The organism is Marinomonas sp. ATLA20 (assembly GCF_057180105.1).
In genome coordinates, this window is record NZ_JBXUKU010000001.1 from 516174 (window position 1) to 531368 (window position 15195).

Annotated in this window: 16 protein-coding genes; 10 read left to right on the plus strand and 6 right to left on the minus strand. The window is 43.3% G+C overall.

All coding sequences use genetic code 11. The annotated features are described in order from the left end of the window. Positions 1-25: 25 nt before the first annotated feature. Positions 26-922, minus strand: coding sequence for an NAD(P)/FAD-dependent oxidoreductase (locus AC2A4J_RS02245; RefSeq protein ID WP_484174743.1), 897 nt, complete (start codon positions 920-922; stop codon positions 26-28). A 147-nt stretch (positions 923-1069) separates the two neighbouring features. Between AC2A4J_RS02245 and AC2A4J_RS02250 the strand changes: the two genes are divergently transcribed. From AC2A4J_RS02250 to AC2A4J_RS02270, 5 genes are all read left to right on the plus strand, one after another. After that, a complete protein-coding gene (locus AC2A4J_RS02250) occupies positions 1070-1516 on the plus strand; it encodes an Rrf2 family transcriptional regulator (protein WP_255827617.1) in 447 nt (148 codons plus the stop codon). Between the two features lie 4 nt (positions 1517-1520). Further along, complete coding sequence (locus AC2A4J_RS02255; protein ID WP_484174744.1) at positions 1521-2231, plus strand: helix-turn-helix transcriptional regulator; 711 nt, start codon at positions 1521-1523, stop codon at positions 2229-2231. A 26-nt stretch (positions 2232-2257) separates the two neighbouring features. After that, complete coding sequence (locus tag AC2A4J_RS02260) at positions 2258-2605, plus strand: hypothetical protein (RefSeq protein ID WP_484174745.1); 348 nt, start codon at positions 2258-2260, stop codon at positions 2603-2605. A gap of 125 nt (positions 2606-2730) precedes the next feature. Continuing rightward, a complete protein-coding gene (locus tag AC2A4J_RS02265; RefSeq protein ID WP_484174746.1) occupies positions 2731-3117 on the plus strand; it encodes a VOC family protein in 387 nt (128 codons plus the stop codon). 242 nt (positions 3118-3359) lie between these two features. After that, positions 3360-4151, plus strand: a complete 792-nt coding sequence (locus AC2A4J_RS02270; RefSeq protein ID WP_484174747.1) for a DODA-type extradiol aromatic ring-opening family dioxygenase — start codon at positions 3360-3362, stop codon at positions 4149-4151. 262 nt (positions 4152-4413) lie between these two features. Here the strand turns inward: AC2A4J_RS02270 and AC2A4J_RS02275 are convergent, their stop codons facing one another. The 3 genes from AC2A4J_RS02275 to AC2A4J_RS02285 all read right to left on the minus strand — a co-directional run bounded on the left by AC2A4J_RS02275 (position 4414) and on the right by AC2A4J_RS02285 (position 9272). Then, positions 4414-4752: a hypothetical protein gene (locus AC2A4J_RS02275; RefSeq protein ID WP_484174748.1), complete on the minus strand. Its 339-nt coding sequence runs from the start codon at positions 4750-4752 to the stop codon at positions 4414-4416. Between the two features lie 19 nt (positions 4753-4771). Next, positions 4772-5665, minus strand: a complete 894-nt coding sequence (locus AC2A4J_RS02280) for a phytanoyl-CoA dioxygenase family protein (RefSeq protein ID WP_484174749.1) — start codon at positions 5663-5665, stop codon at positions 4772-4774. Positions 5666-6230: 565 nt separating this feature from the next. Beyond that, complete coding sequence (locus tag AC2A4J_RS02285) at positions 6231-9272, minus strand: tetratricopeptide repeat protein (RefSeq protein ID WP_484174750.1); 3042 nt, start codon at positions 9270-9272, stop codon at positions 6231-6233. Between the two features lie 250 nt (positions 9273-9522). Here AC2A4J_RS02285 and AC2A4J_RS02290 point away from each other — a divergent pair, with 250 nt between their 5' ends. After that, positions 9523-10905, plus strand: a complete 1383-nt coding sequence (locus AC2A4J_RS02290; RefSeq protein ID WP_484174751.1) for a Fic family protein — start codon at positions 9523-9525, stop codon at positions 10903-10905. 77 nt (positions 10906-10982) lie between these two features. Here AC2A4J_RS02290 and AC2A4J_RS02295 read toward each other — a convergent pair whose 3' ends face one another. After that, a complete protein-coding gene (locus AC2A4J_RS02295; RefSeq protein WP_484174752.1) occupies positions 10983-11636 on the minus strand; it encodes a glutathione S-transferase family protein in 654 nt (217 codons plus the stop codon). Between the two features lie 136 nt (positions 11637-11772). On the opposite strand from AC2A4J_RS02295, the gene AC2A4J_RS02300 reads away from it, so the two are divergent. From AC2A4J_RS02300 to AC2A4J_RS02315, 4 genes are all read left to right on the plus strand, one after another. Next, positions 11773-12111, plus strand: coding sequence for a LysR family transcriptional regulator (locus AC2A4J_RS02300; protein ID WP_484174753.1), 339 nt, complete (start codon positions 11773-11775; stop codon positions 12109-12111). A gap of 57 nt (positions 12112-12168) precedes the next feature. After that, a complete protein-coding gene (locus AC2A4J_RS02305; RefSeq protein WP_484175085.1) occupies positions 12169-12657 on the plus strand; it encodes a LysR substrate-binding domain-containing protein in 489 nt (162 codons plus the stop codon). A gap of 144 nt (positions 12658-12801) precedes the next feature. Beyond that, positions 12802-12984 carry a hypothetical protein gene (locus AC2A4J_RS02310; RefSeq protein ID WP_255827624.1) on the plus strand — a complete coding sequence of 61 codons (183 nt, stop codon included), beginning with the start codon at positions 12802-12804 and terminating at the stop codon, positions 12982-12984. A 161-nt stretch (positions 12985-13145) separates the two neighbouring features. Next, on the plus strand, positions 13146-13328 hold the full coding sequence (locus AC2A4J_RS02315; protein ID WP_255827625.1) for a hypothetical protein: 183 nt from the start codon (positions 13146-13148) through the stop codon (positions 13326-13328). Positions 13329-13458: 130 nt separating this feature from the next. Here AC2A4J_RS02315 and AC2A4J_RS02320 read toward each other — a convergent pair whose 3' ends face one another. Then, positions 13459-15183, minus strand: coding sequence for an ABC transporter substrate-binding protein (locus AC2A4J_RS02320; protein ID WP_255827626.1), 1725 nt, complete (start codon positions 15181-15183; stop codon positions 13459-13461). Positions 15184-15195: the final 12 nt, after the last annotated feature.

The following is a 15195-nucleotide window of genomic DNA, read 5'->3' on the forward strand; positions in this document are numbered from 1 at the left end:
TACCTCATGTAAAGACAAGAACACGTTAATCGTGCATTAATGACTGATGAGCGCCACCACCGGCCATTACACCAGCTGCCGAGGCTAAGGTGGCATTGTGCATTGGGCTGGCGGCATCGCCAGCCGCAAAGACACCTTCTACTGACGTTTGTTTCATGGCATTGGTTTTGATCACAAGACCAAGAGGGCCTTCTTCAAACTCACAGCCTAACTGTTCTGCAAATGGGCTTGTCATATGAGTCTTGGGGGCAACAAAGAGTGCCGCAATACGAATTGTCCTGCCGTCAGCAAGGTAGACAGAGGAAATCTCCGGTGCTCGTCCTAATACTTCTAATATAGGAGTACTTTCAATGGTGACACCTCGTTTCAGTAAAAATTCTCGCTGTTCTTCGTCTGGTTCGTACAGGCCCTGAGTAAAATACGTGGTTGGGCCCCAGTCAGGGATCATACCTGCTTGATGAATGGACATTGGGCTGGTGGCAAGAACACCAAGTGGCTGGTTGCGAACTTCATAGCCGTGGCAATAAGGGCAGTGAATGACGGTTGCCCCCCAGCGTTCTGTTAGACCTGGGATGTCTGGAATCTCATCTTTTAATCCCGTCGCCAAAATGAGCTTCTTACTGGTCAGTATGCTTTTATCTGCGAGCGTAACACTGAACCCTTCAGCGAGCTTTTCGACGCTTGTCGCTTTGCCTTCCACAATACTGGCGGTTGGGTATTTTAGTAGCTGACGATAAGCCTCTTGCTGAATGGCAAATGGTGACACACCATCCAAACCGAAAAATCCATGAGATTCATCCGCGAAGCGATTTCTGGGTTCGCCAGCGTCGATGACAGTGACGGTTCTTTGCCCTCTTACGAGCTGCATGGCGGCGGAAAGCCCAGCAAAGCTTCCACCAATTACGATAACGTCGAGTTGCATTGTTTGTTCCTTGTTTCTGTGTAAGTAGATTGATATTAAGAAACATCATAAGTTACATGATAATGAAAAGTCAACTTACGATACTTTTAATGTTATTTGATAATCTGGGGTAGAATGTAGACATTGCTATTTGCTATGAGAGACCTGATGAGAAAAGACAGCCGTTTATCCCGTATGCTGCACGTACTGATTCACATGGATCAGTTAGATGCGCCAGCGACGTCAGAAAAGATCGCTACAATGCTTAATACCAACCCGGTTGTCGTGCGTCGCACCATGGCGGGTTTACGAGACAAAGGCTATGTCACCTCAGTGAAAGGTCATGGTGGCGGTTGGTCATTGGCCGTCGCCTTGTCTGATATCACCCTGCTAGACATTCATAATGCGCTTGGTGAAAGCTCTGTCTTCACCATAGGACTGTCGGACGAACATACCTCGTGCCCCATCGAAATAGCCGTTAACCAAGCGATTAGTGACGTATTGATTGAAGCCGAAGCGTTATTGTTAGAGCGTTTTCGGGATGTGACATTGGACAAGTTAGCGGTGGGCTTTGCAGATTATCCGCTGAACCAAAAAACCTCTAGCGGAGAGTAAAAACGTGGTTCGTTCTCAACGTTTGCTTGCTCTCATTGCTTTACTGCGGAGTCATCGATATCCGGTATCTGGCCAAACCTTAGCTGACAAGCTGGAGGTGAGTGTGCGAACCCTGTATCGAGATATTGCAACGCTGCAAGAGCAGGGGGCAAATATCCAAGGCGAAGCGGGCGTGGGTTACGTACTCAAGCCTGGCTTTCTGCTGCCGCCATTAATGTTCACCGAGGAAGAAATAGAAGCTTTGGTTCTTGGTGCTCGTTGGGTGGCGCAACGCACTGACAACCAACTAAGCAATGGCGCACAAAATGCCTTAAACAAAATTGCAGCGGTATTGCCTATGGAGTTAAAAGACATGCTCGACGATACGACTTTGTTGATCGGCCCGAGTAAAGAGACGACCACAGATACGGTGAATATGGCCGAAGTTCGCCAAGCGATTCGAGATGAAAAGATTCTTTCCATTGATTATCGAGATTTAAAAGGCAAACACTCTCAGCGCCGTATCTGGCCATTTGCTTTAGGCTATTTCGACGAAGTGCGTGTGTTGGTTGCTTGGTGTGAGTTGAGACAAGAGATTCGAAACTTTCGAACCGATAGAATCTTATCGAGTGAACTAATCAATACTCGTTATGCAACACCTCGTCATGTATTGCTAAAACAATGGCGAGCGACATTGAATCAACTCAGTAAAAGTGATGATTTATTGGATAAATAGTAACTAACCAAGGAAGGGAATAGGTTATGGACATAATCAATCTTGCAAACGAGTTCAAGCGATCTGGCTACTCAGCTGAGTTGAAGTATAAAAACACGGTAATAGCCATTCATAGTTGGACTGGGTCTTTTGAAATCTTGAAGAGCCGCTCTAGAAATATGTACTTTGTATCTAGGTTGATGATTTTTGAGTGGCTTAGTTTTTGCGGGATTATTATTCAAATCCTGATGCAGTTCTATCTGCCAGATTTTCACCTTTGGTTTATTGTTTTATTGCTATTGACTTCAATTTGGACATTTATACGTATCGTAAAAGGCCATTTTATCAATAAGAACTTAGAGCAGTTTTTGGCTGATCGAGGCATTTTGCTTTAAAGCTAGCTTTGACTACTGACAAGATCTGACACTCTGCTTGTTTATTCTCACTTTATCGGGTCAAAGCCTGATGAGAAGTACTAAACTTTTAACGTGAAATATAAACAGCGAATAGGATTATCAGTATGGATCTTTCAAATTTCACCATCTTATATGTGGATAATGTTCAGCGCAGTGTGGATTTTTACCGTCCTTTGTTTGACCGCGAACCTGTGGAGTTAACTGAAGGCTTCGCCTTGTTTGTCTCGGAAACGGGAGCCAAGTTTGGCTTATGGGCGCGAGAAGACGTATTGCCAAAAGCCAATGATGTTCCCGCCGGTAGTATGGAAGTGGCATTAACTCTTGATAACCTGATTACTTTGCAGATTAACTACATCAAATGGCGAGAGCTGGGTGTCGGCATCATTCAAGACCCAACTGAGTTGGATTTTGGTACGACCTTTACTGCGCTTGATCCCGATGGTCATCGTTTGCGTGTCTATACTCCTGAAAAAGCCAATAACGCCTCATAATAAGTGACGAGCTTATTACAAACAAACACCGTCATGACTTATGGCATGAGGTGTTTGTTTTTCTTGATCTAGATGAAATCAAATGCCATTTTCTGCTTTTATTATTAATCAAAGTGAAATGATGGGTTAACCGGATGTATATTGATCAAGCCATGTCACAAGCCTAAACTGATCGCATTAATTAAAGCCAATTTAGTGTTTTTCAAGTTGGCTAACGACTCCAGTTTTAGAGGTGAATGATTATGTTACCCACTTATTTTATTTCTCACGGCGGCGGCCCTTGGCCTTATATCGCTGACATGCGCGCCATGTTTTCCAACCTTGAAGCGTCTTTGGTTCGAATGACACAAGAATTGCCTGAAAAGCCAAAAGCGATTTTGATGATCTCTGGTCATTGGGAACGCAACACCTTTGGTGTGCAGTCTAACCCAGCGCCTGGAATGGAATACGACTATTACGGTTTTCCCGCGCATACTTATGAGGTGAAATACCAAGCCCCTGGCTCGCCAGGGGTGGCCAATCGCGTCGCTGAACTTATTAAAGGCGCAGGCTTTCCAGTGGATCTGGATGATAAAAAAGGTTTCGATCACGGTGCGTTCGCACCAATGGCCGTGATGTATCCAGAAGCAGACATGCCTATGGTCCAGCTGTCACTTAAATCGAACCTAAACCCAGAAGAACATATGGCGCTAGGCCGTGCCTTAGCTCCCTTGCGTGAAGAAGGCGTTTTAATTGTCGGCAGTGGTTTGAGCTTTCATAACCTTGGATTAAGGGGGCCGCAAGCCATTAAACCCTCTACTGAGTTTGATGCTTGGCTACAAGAAACCTTATTAGAATCCGAGCCAGCCGAGCGCAGTGCAAGCATAGTGGAGTGGGACAAAGCCCCATACGCTCGACTTTGCCATCCAAGAGAAGATCATTTGATTCCTCTTATGGTTGCCCTTGGTGCCGCTGAAAATGCGAAAGCAACTTGTGTTTACCACGATGAAGGGATATTTGGCGGTTGGACAGCGTCTAGCTTCCGCTTTGATTAAGGAAGGTGCGAGCAAGTCCTCTTGCCTCAGCATGTGGATAAAAGCCTGTTGTTCGAGGCGAGTGCCGAATGTGAATAGTGGTTCTATTTGCGAGGTGTTCAACAAAGAATACAGGCTTTTAGGCCATGCCCTGCGGGTCTTTCAGAGAAAACGTCACATGTCGTTGCGACTCTTTGAAAGGTACCTACATTCCTTCAGAGTCGCGCCTTATTTGACGGTTTCTCTGAAAGACTGAGGCTTAGTAGACTTATTCGTACCTTCCTTAAGCGTTCTTAGGTTTTTTTGTCGTATATTTTTTGGTGGCTCTAGATCGAAAACCAGATCTAGCGCCAACCTGTTTGATACGACCTTTCATTTCCAACATAGCAATTTTTATCTTCTTATTCGACGTTGCCAGTTTTTTTAATTGCTCGATTTCTTTTAATGCTTCAGCAAACTGCTTCTGCTTAAGTAAAATCTCAACAATTTCCTGCATGTGGTTGATGACTTCCGTGTGGTCCGTGGTGAAGTTAGACAAACTGATTTCAAACGCCTTTCTCGCATTGTTCAATGTCTCATCTGGTTGATCTGTCTGTTCGTCGTTGCGCGTCATTGTGGTCATGAAAGCCTTGGAAGGTAGATTATAATTGGCGTCTAAAATCGAGTCGTAATACTTGTCTCGGAAGATTAGACACATTCGCGGAAAAGGTATGAAGACAGCGCGGATCCAATACGATGATATCACCTGCGATACCGGTCAATGTGACAACCTTTTGTTCGATGTTGTGCAGTGAACTGCCTTCTTTTATGAATCGTTGGATTCGTTGATCAGGGGAGCCTTCTTGAACCAACTCTTGGAACCAAGGGTCTTCTTGAATAAGGGGATCTAACACCTGATCCATAGGCAATAGCGTGACGTCGTTCGGATTATCAAACAGTCCGCTATTAACTGATTCAAAGGCGTTTATTAATGCCTCGTTATTTGATGTCCCGAGTGTTTTAGCCAGACGTTCCGCACGTCGATGAGACCCTGAAATGACGGTTGTCGCCCCCATATCTGTCGTGACATTATCGAGCAACACAAAGACAAATAAACTCCAAGGCTCGGCGTCTCCCACCACACAGGGTTCATCGCAGTGCCAAGATTTATGAGGCACATTCCAAACCGACTCTGAGCCAGGAAAGCTCAATAAAGAATACCAAAGATCTAACGGGCGCCAAGTGTCAGCGCCAAATACTTGATCGATAACCAGTTGGATCGCACGCTCAATATCATCGAGTTTCCCCGAGGCTTTTAAGTCTCGCATAATCGATCCCACACCATTCAGCCGTTTTGCACGAGCGTCTCCGACAGGGTTATTGGCATTGGAAAACCATGTGTTAGGTTCGTCGATATGAATGCCAAACTTGCGGTCAACTTCCTGCCAAAGATGGGTTTGTACATCGGCAACCTTTTCAACATCGATGACATTGGAAAGCTTAAGGACACCCTTGTTTTGGAAGCCTTCAAGTTTAGACAGTTCAGCCGTTGTCATCGAATTATTGCCCTCTTTAGCGATTCAGTGTTTTTTCTATGACGAATAATAGCATTGTGTTTTCTTATGGAAGGCCTTTCGTATAGTCTGTGTGTTCATAACCTTGGGTTAAGAGATCCGTAAGTCATTAAACCGTCTACTGAGTTTTATGCTTGGACAACGTCTAGCTTCCTGTTTAATTAACGCCGCTTTGGTTTGCGTTTATTGGTTTTTTTAGTCGGGCTATTGAATCTAAAGCCAGATTTCGCGCCTTTTTGTTTGATATGGCTTTGTAGTTCTGACATCTCTATTTCTTTTAATGCCTCAGAAAATTATCAGCAATTGCCTTCATGTAATTGATGGCATCTGAGTGATCTTTTGAGAAATTAGATAAGCTTATTTCAAACGCGTTTCACGCATTGTCTAATGTCTCATCGGGTTGATCTGTCTGCTCGTCGTTGTGTGTCATTTTTTTCATGAGAGCCTTGGAAATAGATAAGTGAGTTAGCGCTGCATTTTACTTTATAAGTGCCAGACATATAAAACAAAAAAGTAAAAGCCCATATTGGCTTTTGCTTCGTATCGGCTAACGTCGCTTCGGTATTTTCTTCTTACTGTTTATCGTATTGAGCCGAATGCCTGATTTCCCAGCCTCGCGTTTTATATATTGATCAAGTCTTTTTAGCTCATATTTGAGCACTCTATTTTTTGCTGCTAATTTTCTTAATGATGCTAATTCCTCTAAAGCTGTTTTAAAGCGTTTATCTAACACGAGCGTTTCTGTCATGCCATTTAGAATATTAATAATACTCTTGGGGTTATTTGTGAAACTCTCGATACTAATTGAAATGGCATTTTTAAAGGACATGAATGCTTCTTCATATAGTCTTAAATTTCTGTAAGTACCACCAATATTGTTATAACTTGTAGCGATATCTGGGTGCTTCTCACCGAATAGCTTTCGTTGTAAATCTATTGCTTTTTCTGAGTTTTCTAGTGCTTTCTCATGTTGAGTTAGTTTGTCGTAACAACTACCAATATTATTGTAGCTAATTGCTACATCAGGATGTTGTTCACCGAACAGCTCTAGTCGTAAATAGAGTGCCTTTTTTCCGTGCTCTAGTGCTGCGCTGTATTGACCTAGACTTAGGAATATATTGCCGATGTTACTATAGCTTCTAGCGACATCTGTATTTTGTTCACCAAATAGCTCCAATTGTAACCCGAGGGCTTTTTTACTATTTTGTAACGCCTCGTGAAATTTCCCTAAATTGCTGTAGACAATTCCAATATTGTTATAGTTTATCGCCACATCTCGGTTTTTTTCATCTAAATACCTTCGTCTTATAGTAAGTGCTGATCCTGTATTAATCAGTCCTTGATTCGTTTTACCTAGGTGAATATAAATAGTCCCTAAATCGGTTAATAAATGAGCTTTTAACAGCTGGTTGTCTTTGTTTTCTTCTTTATGCGTATATTCAAATAAGTCTAATGCTTTTAGTAAAAGAGCTTCACTTTGTTGGTACTGTCCAAGGTGCCAGAGTGGATAAGCTTGTAACCATATAAGGGCAATGGCTTGCGACCACTTATGTTGATTAGCTAATTGCTGCCAGTTCTCCAAATGATCTATTTCTGCTTGGTAATCTGCCAGATCTAGGAACTCGTTTTTACGCTTTTCAAACCAGCTAATCATATGTTGGCAGATTTTTTGTCCCCATTCATTCATTGTTTCTAATGTGTGTAGCTCGCGTTGAATCTCTTTCAGTAAACGGTGAATGGCATAGCGGTTATTTTCCGTGGATGATAAAAGTCGAAGTTCTACGCCCAAGGCCAACGGTTCTATTAGTTCGGCCTCTTCTACTGCTAATAATGTTGCCATTAAAGATGTACTCATAGACGCTGTAGCGCTCCAACTAAGTATGCGTAAAATATCTTCTATAAGCGGTGATTGCTCTACCTCTCGCTCTGTCAGCGTTAAAGTTCCAAACAGCCCTTTTTGATGATCGGTAAAACTGGCGTGGTCTTTTGTGGTTAATGCTTTGTCTAAACTGGAATGTAATAGGGTTTTGTAGTTTGCAAAGGTAACGCTTGGAAGGCGTTTTAGGTAGGCCCCCGCTAGCTCAATCGCAAGAGGTAAATGACCTAAAGTTTCCACAATGTCTTGGCAAACTCGCTTGTCTTCGATTGATAATTCAAGGTGTTCGCGGTTCGCTTCTTTTAGCAACAATTCAACGGATTCTTCGTCGCTCAAAAGCGTTAAAGGCAGCACGGTAAAACCGCCGATTGTATTCATTCGGCTGGTTATTATTAGATGAGGTGCTGCGTTTATATTGGGCAAGTAGACTTGAATTTGTTCTTTGCTTTCGACGTTATCAAAAATGATTAAGCAATCTGAACTGTTTTGTAGTTTCTCTCGTGCTTTTGCTAGCAAGTCTGCCGTTTCCAAATGGGGTGAAAACCACTTGGCGTTATTCGCCATGGTGACTAACTGGGTAGAGATGTCCTGATCCGCAGCAATCCACATGACTCCATTGGGGTATTCATCTCTATATCGATACGCGTACTCGACGGCGAGCTGTGTTTTCCCTAAACCGCCCATGCCATTAAAAGAAGCCGCATGGCCAATGCAGGTTTGTTGTCCTGAAACAAGTTGTGTTCTCAGATCTTGTAGAACCTGCTCTCTACCGACGACACCTTCCCCTTTTGACCGAAAAGGCAGATTAAAAACCGGATTGTTGATATCAAAATCAGGTTTGGTGTTTGGTGCTGGCGAAATGGTTGTCGGTAAGGTATTTGTTCCGACAGGCTTTGACTGTTCGTTCTGATTCACTCGTTCAGCATGGCTGGCCAGCTGGTTCAATAACGCGGGTAAATCCTCGTGGTTTTCATAGTTGACAGGAATTAAAGGCAATCCAAGTTTTTCTATTCTTTCACGTTGATTTTCTTTAATTAGAACAAAATGCTTTGGAGTATTTTTATCAAAGATTTTGCTGACGGATTGTAGGGCACCAGCAAAAACCACATCGTCAAAGCTGAAACCAATAAAAATAAACCGGTTAGTGGTGAAATATGTTTTTAGTGTGGCTAGTGCTGCTGCGTATTTTTGCTGGTCTTTATTTTCACTGTATAAATGCGTGTAGCCGTCTGGAGTTAGTATAAGGTTATTTGCATTGCTAATACGACCATGCAAATGCCAAACAGTATGCTGAGTTAGTTTGGTTGAAAGTGAGTTTGCTTGTTCATGAGCAGCTTCAATATCCCAGTGATTTAGGTCTGCCAACATTGGGCAAGCCCAATCTAATACTTTGTCGTAGTTAGTCGTAATGATGAGCGGACAATTTAACCGCCAGATAGACTGCGCTAATGCCAGACTTGACGTTTCACATTGGTCTTTCGTAAATGAAAGTTGTTCTTTTAGAAAAGTATTCCATTCGTGATTTCCTAATGCTTCCTGAGCATAGGTAGCGGCTTGTAGATAAGCGTCATCTTTATTTCTGGCAAGGAATGCTTTGATAAGATCTGCTGTCGGTTTGTCACCGTTATCTCTTACTGTCACAGCACTCCTCTCTAATAACGCGCCCCAGCTAGGAAAAAGAGATTCTTGGGAGCCAGCCTTTTTGACAGACATGGAAACCCCTGCCCCAACGAACGGAATTAATTGACCACTTTTAAGTGCTTCTGTCAGTCCTTTGGGGAGTGTGAATTTCGTCATGAAAACCTTGAAAGTAGAGAAATGAGTCAAGGTTTGATTTTACTGGGAAATCACCATGCATTGCTACTTCATAAAAATGATACCTATCTCAAAATGGTACTTTTTTGAGACAGGTGGTTTTTTCTTTGCTACCTTTATCTCAATTATTCTTGCTTTTGAGATATACATGATTACTTCACCGCCTAAATACTTAATAGAAAATCCTATTACGAAGATTTATAACAATGGGGTGCTAGTGATTGGTTATACGAACTATCTCTCATCGATAGACGTTAAAGGGCGATATCTCCATTTTGATGAGCTCAAACATAGATTACCCAAGCAGTTGAACCCAACATTAGTTTGGTCATTGCTAAAAGAAGCCAGACAAAGACAATCGCAAGATGTTTATGACTCCTTTCTTGGGAAGCGCTTAGCACCTGCTACTTTATTCATGACTCCAACCATTCAAAAAGCCATCAGTGAGACGGATCGAAATACAACAACCGCCGCATTGGAGTGGATGTGTAACAAGATCGGTGAGCAAAAGCATCTAGACTATTTATTGAATGACCTAATTGAAGACGAAGCCATTAGCAGCAGTCAGCTAGAGGGTGCAGCCACCACAACCAAGGTTGCAAAAGACATGCTAAAACGGGATAGAAAGCCCAGAAGCATTGATGAAAAAATGATTCTTGGTAATTTCAGAATGATGAAGTTTGCGTGGGAGCATAGAAGCAAAAACCTCTCGGTTGAATTTATAGAAGAACTCCACCAGATCGGCGTGGAAGGTATAGAAGATAATAAATACAAACCTGGCGTGATTCGAACGTCTGATGATGTGGTGGTAGAGAACAATGACGGTGAAGTGGTTCATACGCCACCCAAAGCCGAATTCTTAAGTAGTCGACTTGATATGTTGGTGAGATGGGTCAATCAGTCACATCATGATGCGGAAAGTTCGGGTTATATCCATCCTTTAGTCAAGGCCATTACGCTGCATTTCCGAATCGGCTATGAACACCCTTTTCATGATGGCAATGGTCGTGTCGCTAGGGCGCTATTTTATTGGTATATGTTTAAAAATGAGTTTGCGGCGTTTCGTTATATTGCAATCAGCTTGTTATTGAAAGAAGCCCCTGTGCAATATGGTAAAAGCTATCTCTATACCGAAACGGACGACATGGATTTAACCTACTTTGTAGACTATCAATGTCGGATTATCACTCGAGCCATCAACAAATTTAAAGCCTCTTATAAGGAGTCTGTAGAGCAAACCGAAGTGTTTAATAGGTGGCTGTGGGATTCTGGTTTGTATCGTCAGTTGACGGATAAGCAGCAGACAGTTTTCCAAGTGGCAAAAAGTCAGAAAGCTGTTTCTTTTACTATTAACAATGTGAAAGACAATTTAGGTTGTTCCTACAACACCGCCGCGACCGTGTTGAACGGATTGGTTGAATTGCAGTTATTTAAAAAAGTGAAAGACGGCCGTGAATGGGTTTATCAAATGTTTGATCAAAAGGCATTAGTTAACTCATGGAAACCTGATGCGAAACAACCTAAAGATTAATTGACCTTTTGATACATTATAAAAAACGAAAGCCATCATTGGCTTTCGTTTTTTATGGAGTTACGAATCACAAAAAATCAAATGGCTTCGCCCACTTCTTCCTCTGGAATGATGTCTGTTTCTGCTAGGGCATCGTTTAACCATGCTTGCATATCTGGGTGCGCTAGCAGAGTTTTGTGATAGGCACTGGCCGCGTCGGATAATGCGATACCGTAAGTTGCAAAACGGAATATAACGGGAGCGAAAAATACGTCGACCAAGCTAAACTCACCAAATAAATAGTCGCCAGTTGGGGCGTGCTTAACACGTAAACTAGACCAAATAGCATCTAGATTTGCGACTTCTTTTTTTGCCGTGTCGCTTAGTTCAACACGACGCTTCGCACGGCAATTCATCGGCATTTCACCGCGAATACCAAACAAGCCAGAATGCATATCGGCGACAACAGAGCGCGCCACGGCGCGGTTGTTTTTATCCTCAGGCCAACCTTTTCCATCTAAATAGTTTTCGTTGAGGTATTCGCAAATGGCAAGAGAATCCCATACGCTCAAGTCGCCATCCACTAAAACAGGTACTTTACCCACAGGAGAGTGCTTAGCCAGTTCGCTATAGAATTCATCGCTGAACAAACGGAGCTTTATTTCTTCAAATGGGATGTCGAAGGCTTTTAATGCCAACCAACCCCGTAATGACCAAGATGAGTAATTTTTATTGCCGATGATCAGTTTCATTGTGGAACGCTCCTATTTGATGTCTCTTTTTCGATGTCTACTTTGTTTAAGAAAAGCATTGTTGCAGCTTGTTTTTGTAACGACTAACGAATAGTTTTGATGTTTCCTATTCCAAACTTTGATAGATGATTTATTTATGGATATTGATGCTCTTCGTAGCTTTATCGCTTTTGTTGATACGGGCAGTTTTACCCGCGCGGCCAAGCAGACTTTCCGTACTCAGAGTGCTATTAGTATGCAGATGAAAAAGCTGGAAGAAGAAACAGGTCATGCTCTGTTTATGAAGGAAGGTCGTAACCTTGGATTGACAGAACAAGGCCAACATTTGGTGAGTTATGCAAGACGTCTGGTGTCTTTGCATGATGAGGCTTTGGGGCACTTTTCAGCGCATCTGCAACATCCGCCGTTGACCATTGGCTGTCCTGATGATTATGCCGAGTCCATATTACCTTCCATCGTGGCCTTGGTTCGTTAGACCTTGCCGCATCAGAGCATACGAATCGTCTGTGATTGCAGTACACAATTGCGTCTTATGCTAGACCAAGGAAAAATAGATGTGGCCATTTTGACTCGCGCGCCAGATGCGGAAGAAGGTTATCTGCTAAAACACGATTCTGGCGTTTGGGTGAAAGGCGATAATAGCCAAGCAGATGACAAAATAAGCACTCAAATAGACTCTCTAATAGAGAATCAAACTCCCTTGTCTTTGGTCTTGTACGAGCCCGACTGTAAGTTCCATAGCACAGCCATTGATGGCTTAGAAAAACAGGGGCGAGCATATCGATTGATGTGCAGTAGTTCCAGTGCGACGGCAATTAAAAGCTTGCTGCGCAAAGGACAAGGTATCAGCGCTATGGCACGATCCAGTGTTTCCTATGGACTTACTATTATTGAAGACTCTAACTTACCTGCTTTGCCTTCTGTGGATATCGTACTGGCGGTTGCTCCGATTCCTCACCCTATGTTTGCTTCTCATTTGGCGGCGGATATCAGCCAGCGTTTTTACCAAAAAAATCATTAGCTGTTGGGTTGCTTAATATTTTTTCGAAAGGATAAAGTCAGCGACCTTTGGATAGTGAAAATTACAGTCATGACTTTGTAAGGCTGAGAGTTGAATGAAAAGTACTTTGCTATGCTCGCTCATTCGTAAAATGAGGAGATAAAAATGAGAGCCACTTTACTTATTATTGCAGTTAGTTTTGTGTCGTTAACCGGTTGCGAGATAAATCGAGTGGGCGGGAAATTTGCTGGCATAGATATTGAGGCGAAAAACGATGATGCTCACAGAGAGAGTGGCAAAGCAGGGGCATTCTGCCCTCCGGGACAAGCGAAAAAAGGCGCTTGTTAGCTGCTGGTGGTTTCTTTTTGGGCTCCGAGAATGATTATTATCCGTACGATTTTCTGTAAATGCTTCAATTTTTTACATAACTTTTCTTATTTATGACAGAGTAATTTCCTAAAGTTGTCTATGGTTAAGTAACTACCATGCAATCTACGGAGAGAACCCGCATGAACAGAAAAGATGACCGTATACAACATTTGGTTAGCTTGCTCGAAAATTTGGAAAAAGTGTCGCTTCAGGATATTGCGCAAATACCGCCTTCACAGCAGCACATATTGGCCGAAAAAATCGAAAGTTTGCAGGATGAGCTAAAAGCCTTGATGTCGGACGACGAGCCAATGACACACTGACGCTGCTATTTTTACTCTGTTGTTCCCCCCCCCCGCACTTTAAATACTTCAAAGGCAATCACCTTTCTATTTACCCACCAAAAAAAGACCGGCCTAAGCCGGTCAAACGTTCAGAGATAATGGCGAGATATTATTCCCAAGAACGAAGTAGGTCGTCATAAGAAACCGTAACACCTTTTGGTTTCTCATTAGCCAACTTCGGTTTTGGTGCGCCAGGTTGAGCCAACCAGTACGCTTCATCACGCGGCTTGTTCATTTTCGGTCCACAGATAGGCTGTACATTAGCGCGTTCTAGACGCTCCATGACTTTATCTTGTGCTGCCGCTAGGCCGTTAAGTGCTTCTTGTGGCGTTGCTTCTCCGCTTGCTGCTTGAGAAATGTACTGCCACCAAAGCTGAGCCAGCTTAGGATAATCTGGCACGTTGATCCCTGTTGGCGACCACTCTTTACGAGCTGGCCCTTTATAGAACTCAACCAAACCACCCAATTTAGGCGCTGCTGCGGCCATTTCAGGAGAGTTGATATCCGACTCACGAATAGGCGTTAGACCGACTAAGGTTTTCTTCAAAGAGACTGTTTTGGACGTTGTGAACTGAGCATACATCCAAGCCGCTAGGCGACGATCGTCTGGTGTCGAGTTCATGAAAGTCCAAGCACCAACGTCTTGATAACCTTTCTTCATGCCTTCTTCCCAGTATGGCCCAACCGGAGAAGGAGCCATGCGCCATTTTGGCGTACCATCTTCGTTTACAACAGGAAGACCTTTAGTAGTCATGTCAGCGGTAAATGCGGTGTACCAGAAAATTTGCTGAGCTACGCCACCTTGCGCTGGCACTGGGCCAGATTCAGAGAAGGTCATGCCTTGTGCTTCTGGTGGCGCGTACTTACGCAACCATTCGACGTATTTGGTTGTTGCGTAAACCGCAGCTGGGCCGTTTGTTGCACCACCACGAGAAACGCTGGAGCCTACAGGTGAACAGGCATCTTTAATACGGATTCCCCATTCATCGACAGGTAAACCATTAGGTGTACCCTTATCGCCAGCACCGGCCATAGAGAACCAAGCATCGGTGAAACGCCAGCCTAGAGAAGGGTCTTTTTTACCGTAATCCATATGGCCGTAAACGCGCTCGCCATCGATGTTTTTCACTTTGTCAGTGAAGAACTCTGCGATGTCTTCATAAGCAGACCAGTTAACTGGCACACCCAGTTCATAGCCGTAAATGGATTTGAATTTGGCTTTTAGGTCAGGACGAGCAAACCAGTCAGCACGGAACCAATAAAGGTTAGCAAACTGCTGTGTTGGTAATTGGTAAAGTTTGCCATCTGGCCCTGTAGTGAAATCCAAACCGATGAAATCCGCAAGATCTAAGGTTGGTAGCGTGAAGTCTTTACCGTCGCCTTGCATCATGTCAGAGATAGGTACCACTTTTCCGTAGCGGAAATGGGTACCGATCAAGTCGGAATCATTCACGTAAGCATCATAGATGTTACGACCAGATTGCATTTGTGTTTGCAGTTTTTCAACGACATCACCTTCTTGAATCAAGTCATGGTTGACTTTGATACCAGTGATTTCAGTGAAGGCTTTCGCCAACACTTGAGACTCGTATTTGTGCGTTGTTAACGTTTCAGACGCGACGTTGATTTCCATACCGCGGAATTTTTTTGCGGCTTCGGTGAACCAATGCATTTCGTCAAGCTGTTGTTGCTTGCTTAGTGTAGAAACGGTGAATTCGGTATCTACCCATTTTTCTGCAGCATCTGAGTATGCGTCAGCCCATAAGGTGGCTGAATGCATCATGACAGCAAAGGGTAAGGCGGCGAGTGCAATTTTTTTCTTATTGTAGTGCATGTTTTACCTCAA

What these genes read in the sequence shown, in the direction of transcription:
- AC2A4J_RS02305 (WP_484175085.1), top strand. Translation starts at nt 12,169, where the DNA reads ATGCTAGACCAAGGAAAAATAGATGTGGCCATTTTGACTCGCGCGCCA.
- AC2A4J_RS02260 (WP_484174745.1), top strand. Translation starts at nt 2,258, where the DNA reads ATGGACATAATCAATCTTGCAAACGAGTTCAAGCGATCTGGCTACTCA.
- AC2A4J_RS02290 (WP_484174751.1), top strand. Translation starts at nt 9,523, where the DNA reads ATGATTACTTCACCGCCTAAATACTTAATAGAAAATCCTATTACGAAG.
- AC2A4J_RS02270 (WP_484174747.1), top strand. Translation starts at nt 3,360, where the DNA reads ATGTTACCCACTTATTTTATTTCTCACGGCGGCGGCCCTTGGCCTTAT.
- AC2A4J_RS02250 (WP_255827617.1), top strand. Translation starts at nt 1,070, where the DNA reads ATGAGAAAAGACAGCCGTTTATCCCGTATGCTGCACGTACTGATTCAC.
- AC2A4J_RS02265 (WP_484174746.1), top strand. Translation starts at nt 2,731, where the DNA reads ATGGATCTTTCAAATTTCACCATCTTATATGTGGATAATGTTCAGCGC.
- AC2A4J_RS02295 (WP_484174752.1), bottom strand. Translation starts at nt 11,636, where the DNA reads ATGAAACTGATCATCGGCAATAAAAATTACTCATCTTGGTCATTACGG.
- AC2A4J_RS02245 (WP_484174743.1), bottom strand. Translation starts at nt 922, where the DNA reads ATGCAACTCGACGTTATCGTAATTGGTGGAAGCTTTGCTGGGCTTTCC.
- AC2A4J_RS02315 (WP_255827625.1), top strand. Translation starts at nt 13,146, where the DNA reads ATGAACAGAAAAGATGACCGTATACAACATTTGGTTAGCTTGCTCGAA.
- AC2A4J_RS02320 (WP_255827626.1), bottom strand. Translation starts at nt 15,183, where the DNA reads ATGCACTACAATAAGAAAAAAATTGCACTCGCCGCCTTACCCTTTGCT.
- AC2A4J_RS02310 (WP_255827624.1), top strand. Translation starts at nt 12,802, where the DNA reads ATGAGAGCCACTTTACTTATTATTGCAGTTAGTTTTGTGTCGTTAACC.
- AC2A4J_RS02300 (WP_484174753.1), top strand. Translation starts at nt 11,773, where the DNA reads ATGGATATTGATGCTCTTCGTAGCTTTATCGCTTTTGTTGATACGGGC.
- AC2A4J_RS02275 (WP_484174748.1), bottom strand. Translation starts at nt 4,752, where the DNA reads ATGACCACAATGACGCGCAACGACGAACAGACAGATCAACCAGATGAG.
- AC2A4J_RS02280 (WP_484174749.1), bottom strand. Translation starts at nt 5,665, where the DNA reads ATGACAACGGCTGAACTGTCTAAACTTGAAGGCTTCCAAAACAAGGGT.
- AC2A4J_RS02285 (WP_484174750.1), bottom strand. Translation starts at nt 9,272, where the DNA reads ATGTCTGTCAAAAAGGCTGGCTCCCAAGAATCTCTTTTTCCTAGCTGG.